The following is a 5541-nucleotide window of genomic DNA, read 5'->3' on the forward strand; positions in this document are numbered from 1 at the left end:
ACCGGAACTCGGCCAAACAAAGGACAGCCACATCGAAATCAACCCTTGACAATCATCATAGCAGGAAGGGGTTCCTGACAGCGCGGGCAAGTGGACACAGGAGCTGTGCTCCTGTGAGTGCCGCATGAAAGAGCGCTGGGATTGCCGCGCTCCGGGATGCCATTCTACCATATAGATAGCAAACGGCCTGCGGACACCATTTGTTGACGATGTCGGCAGGCCGTCGATACCATGCGATATGCAATTCTAGAATTCTGCTCCAAGCGAGAAGTAATACTTCGGTTTCGAAGTCTCATTGAAATCTGTTTTCCAGGCCTGGTCGAATTTGATGACTACAAAACCGAGGTTCACACGCGTTCCGTAACCGAATCCGGTCTTGATTCCGGTGAGACGGCTGTCGCCATTGGTCGTTCCTCCTTTGAAGAGAACATTCTCATTCCAGGCCGATCCGACATCAAGGAATATGGCGCCACGCATGCGGGTCAGGACTATCGGAAGCGGGAATCTCACGACGAAGTAATCAACAAACGGGAATCTGAACTCGAAGTTAGCCAGGCCATATTTTGACCCCTGGACCTCATAGTAGTTGTATCCTCGCAGCGGTACGACCACTTTCGAGAAATAGAGATTCTCGACACCGTATATGTCGCTGGTTGGCTGCGCGCTTCCAACCCAGTTTGACGTTCCTCCGAGGAAATACAGCTTGGGATCAGAGCCGTCGGAGACCCCACCTGCAGCCCTGACTGCGAATCCGAAGTTCTTGCCAAAATGGTAATATTTGCGGAAGTCGAATTCCACTGCCCAGTAGTCAACCGATTTTGTGTATAGAGGCACTGTCTTCTCGACAGTGACTTTGTACCTCTTGCCGTTGACCGGACCGGTGATTCCCCACAGAATATTGTCAGTAACCCAGGACATGGCTGATGTTGTGATCCTGTTGTTGGAATTATCATACGGAGGATCGTAGTACTTGCGGTCGATATAGAGATGCGAAATGTCGAACTGCAGCCTCGAAAAGGTCGAGAACGGGTATTGCACCGATCCTGCTGCGCCGTAGAATCGGTCAGAGAAAAGCCTGTCTTTCGGATCGATATAGTAATTCTTCGAATGAAACACGCCGGCAAGCCAATCCATCCTGCGCGTGTTGTTCAGGTAGAATACCTGGAAATTAGTCTGATCGATTGCGTTGACCAAGTCGGTTGCCAGGTAGAATTGATGATTACCCAAATAATCAGATATCAGCAGCTGGGACTGTCCTCGAAGGCCGAAGAATGTGTCGTAAGAGAAGCCGCCTGTAACGAGGTCCGGCGTAAACTTGGCCTTGTATTTCTTGATGTTGTACTCGCCATCCTCGTTTGTGGCGTAGAGAGAGTCAACTTCACCCGGCGGAGCCAGTGTGGAACTATCGCGGTGCTCAGGCTTCGGACGCGGTGGATTCTGAAATGTGTCGGGAGTGAAGACATAGTCCGCAAAATCCTGATCCGACTCGGTCGCCGCTTCCTGATCCTCATCTTCTGTCGACGTAGAATCGGACTCTTCATCGACTCGCACAAGATTCTTGTCCATTTCACCTGCAGCATACGCGGTCAGCACCAGATCTTCGGGGCTCTCACCGACCGGCTTGATTTCCTTGAGAAGGAATACGTCGAATCCGCCTTTATTGAACGATGAGAAAGCTATTCGATCGCCTTTTGGTGACCATGACGGGGATGCAGTGTTGGTGAGGATATCCGTTATCGGGAATGAGTGCAAGCTGTCGAGATCGAGGACATAGAGATTGTCGATGCCGTTGTAATTGCCCACATAGCAAATCTCTCTTCCGTCCGGCGACCAGGTCGGATATCGTTTTCTTGTCGGACCATCTGTGAAAGCTGATATCGCCCCGGTATCGAGATTGTACGAATAGAGGTTATAGCTGCCGAACTCGAGGTCGGTTATCTTGTCCGGGTTTTTGGCATTGGCTGATGGTCGGTCGGATGCGAAAGCTATCATGCGCCCATCGGGTGAAAGCACAGGCTCCTGATCCTCATAGAGATCGTTGGTGAGTCTATCGAGTTGCTCGGTGGCGACATTGAGCTTGTAAAGATCACTCTGACCATCCTTGACCCCGGTGAATACAATGATATTGCCATCTTTGCCACCCCAACTCGGAGAAAACATGGCATTGAATCCGAACTGGAATTTCTTGTATATCTTGCCTTTTTTGAGATTGACCAGGCGCAGCGCATCCTCGCCCTTGGATTTGGAAATGAATGAAATATTCTCGCCGTCGGGCGACCAGGACATTCCAGACACATAAGAGTGCAGCGATTCAAGGTCCGCAGACCTTGATCCCTTGACGACTTTCGACAGCACCTCACCATCGACGGTTGATATGATGATAATCTCTGTGTAATCGGATCTATCTGTGAAAATCGCCAGCCTGTCTCCGGAGGGCGCGAAGCTTGGACGTTCGTTGAAATATGACCCATCCTTAGTGTGATCCGTCAGCTGTCTCGCTATATCCTTCGGTTCAGCCCTGCTTGCGATTTCAGGCCAGTACATCTTACGACAGTACTTGTCGAAACGCTCGGATAACTCCTCCTGATTGAGCCCGATGGTATTCTTGAGCGTCTTGTCCATGCTGAGATGCACCTTGCCTCTTGCCCAGATCTCGGCGACTTTCTCAATGCCGTATGTATCAACTAGAAACTTGATAGCGAGCTGACCCTGCTTGTACGCAAGATAGCCTCCCACGTACTGCAGCGGAGGGGCATATCCGTTGATTGTCGCATCTCGCATGATCATGTCGGCCCAGTAGTCCCAGCCGTATCGAGAGGAGTACTCGGCATATCCTTCCGCAAGCCAGAGCGGTGGGCTGAACAGCGCACCTCGCGACAGCACAGAGCCAAGTGCACTCCCGTAGAGCATGTCAAATGTGACACCGTGCGTCAACTCATGGTGGAGCACGTGTCGGAAATCCTCATAGGATCCATTGTACGGCATCACCATCCGGTTCTTGAAGACTTCGGTGAATCCGCCGGTGCCTTCTCCAAGCAACTGATTTGTGATATTTGTCTGCTGAAATTCGTTCGGCGAGTTGTAGATAAACGTGGGAATTCTCTTTTTGAGCCTGTAATTCAACTGCTCAGAGATCACGACGTACGAGGACTCGAGAACTTCTGCAGCAAACTTCGCGAGATGATACGAATCCTGGTAGAAGTAGATATCGAAATGCGATGTTTGCAGAAACTGCCAGTCGAAACTCTTCCACTGTACTTTGTTTTTCCCGAAGTACTCTTCCTGTGCGTTCGCGGTCGTCGACAGTATAAGCGCCACCAGCACTGCCGAGCATATTGACCAAATTCCGGTTCTCCTAAGCATTACAGGCCTCTCTGACTTGGGTTGCTATTCCGGTACCCTCTTGATATCGGCACCTAAGCTTGATAGTTTCTCTTCTATCTTATTGTAGCCCCTGTCCGTGTGATAAATCCGTCGAATCTGAGTCTCATCATTGGCAGCAAGCGATGCGACAACGAGTCCAGCGCCTGCGCGGATATCCGACGCCATCACGGTAGTCCCCTGCAGTCTCTCCACGCCCTCGATCGTGGCCTCGTCTGTCGAGAGACGGATGTTTGCCCCCATTCGTATCAGCTCCATAACACTGGCGAACCGGTCTTCGAATACAGTTTCTCTGATTCGACTGACGCCATCCGCGACTGATGCAACCGACGTGAAGCAGGGCTGCAGATCGGTCGGGAATCCGGGATACGGGAATGTCGTAATATCGAATGCCTTGGGACGTTTGGTATATTTGATTCTGAGGCGGTTACCTGATATCTTGATCTCGGCACCAGTCTCTTCCAGTTTTTGGGTGACCATTTCAAGATCGGATGCGCGACAGTTGTCGAGTTGTATGTCGCCTCCGGCCGTGGCACACGCGCACATGTACGTGCCCGCAACAAGCCTGTCGGGCATCACGCTATACTCGACTGCTCTAAGTTCTTTGACGCCTTTGATTACGACAGTCGGGCTTCCAGCGCCGGAGATTGCTGCTCCCATACTGTTGAGGAGATTTGCGACATCGACGACTTCAGGATCGAGAGCGGCATTTACAATCGTGGTGGTTCCCGCTGCAGTGACAGCGCCCATCATGATGTTTTCTGTTCCAGTGTGAGAGGGTCTGTCGAAGCAGAATGTTCCTCCCGAAAGCCTATCGCATTCCGCCATCACATATCCCGATTCCTCGGTAATCTTCGCTCCGAGTTTCTGGAAGCCTCTGAGGTGCAGGTTGACGGGTCTTTGACCGAGTGAACAACCACCCGGAAGCGACACTTTCGCCTTGCCAATTCTTGCCAGAAGCGGTCCCAGTACCAAAAAGGATGCGCGCATCTGGCGCACTAACTCGTAGGGTGCCTCATGGCTCGTCAGGTTCTCGGCGTTGATAGTTATGGCATGTTCGGATTTGTCCCAATCGACCTTTGCGCCGAGCTCTCTCAGAAGTTTGACGGTAGTGTCGATGTCTCTCAACTCAGGAACGTCCCGAATCACAGTTTCACCTTTCTCCGGCAAAATTGAGGCGCAAAGAATCGGCAGCGCCGCGTTCTTCGACCCATCGATCCGAACGCTTCCTTTGAGCTTCTTCCCGCCCCTGACGATCAGCTTGTCCATAGAGGCCTCGTTCCTTTCAACTTGTCATGAGCGAATATAGTTCCATCTGGTCAATTATTGCGAGATGGACTGCCTCATTATAGAGACACAATTGTACCATAATCCTTGCAATCTAAACCAGTTAAACGCTTTCTGCAAATCGGAATTGGGCAGCCCTGAATTGGGCAGCCTTTCGTCAGTTCTACACCTGAAGCGCGATTATAGTCCCTGAAAATGTCGGGAATATTCCCGATCCGGAGCCTTCGATGCTTTCCTGCGATAACCTACATTTCAGTTGACATTTGGCGATTATACAGTATATTGGCAAACTAATTTGCGTTCATATTGGAACTTAGGAGGATTTTGCCTAAATGCGAAGAAACGAATCTATACGGATTGTCGCAATACTGGTAGTGCTGATCGTAGCGGCCATCTTCTTCTATCCAACTGCGAGATTGTGGTTGATGTCGAGCGAAGAGAAAGCGACTATGGCAGATCGAGATCCGCTCGGTCTAAGAGATCTGGAATCATCCGCGATTAAGCTCGGACTCGATCTACGCGGCGGAATGCACATTGTTCTCAGGGTAGATGTTAGTGAGATGACTCCTGCCGAAGCCAAGAACGCACGTGACCGCGCTCTTGAGATCATCAGAAACCGTGTCGATAAGTTCGGAATCTCTGAGCCGCAGATAATACCTCAGGGCGATGATTATATAGTTGTCGATCTTCCAGGACTGCAGGATGTCGAAAGGGCGCAGGAGTTGATAGGAAAAACCGCCCAGCTAGAATTCAGATTCCTGGAGACACCGGAAAAGACCCGGCAGCTTGTAAGCAAGATCGACGGTATTCTCGGGAAAGATCCTCTTGCTGCCATGGAGTCTGCGGCAGAGGGAGATACGACTGCTGTAGCCA

Annotated in this window: 3 protein-coding genes; 1 reads left to right on the forward strand and 2 read right to left on the reverse strand. The window is 50.9% G+C overall.

Features of this window, described 5'->3' with window-relative positions:
* Positions 1-246: 246 nt before the first annotated feature.
* A complete protein-coding gene (locus KKH67_16030; GenBank protein MBU1320684.1) occupies positions 247-3363 on the reverse strand; it encodes a hypothetical protein in 3117 nt (1038 codons plus the stop codon).
* Between the two features lie 24 nt (positions 3364-3387).
* A complete protein-coding gene (gene murA / locus KKH67_16035) occupies positions 3388-4650 on the reverse strand; it encodes a UDP-N-acetylglucosamine 1-carboxyvinyltransferase (protein MBU1320685.1) in 1263 nt (420 codons plus the stop codon).
* Positions 4651-5000: 350 nt separating this feature from the next.
* Between murA and KKH67_16040 the strand changes: the two genes are divergently transcribed.
* Positions 5001-5541: hypothetical protein (locus tag KKH67_16040; protein ID MBU1320686.1), on the forward strand; the 541-nt coding region annotated here is incomplete at its 3' end.

This window comes from Candidatus Zixiibacteriota bacterium, from assembly GCA_018820315.1.
Lineage (GTDB): Bacteria > Zixibacteria > MSB-5A5 > JAABVY01 > JAHJOQ01 > JAHJOQ01.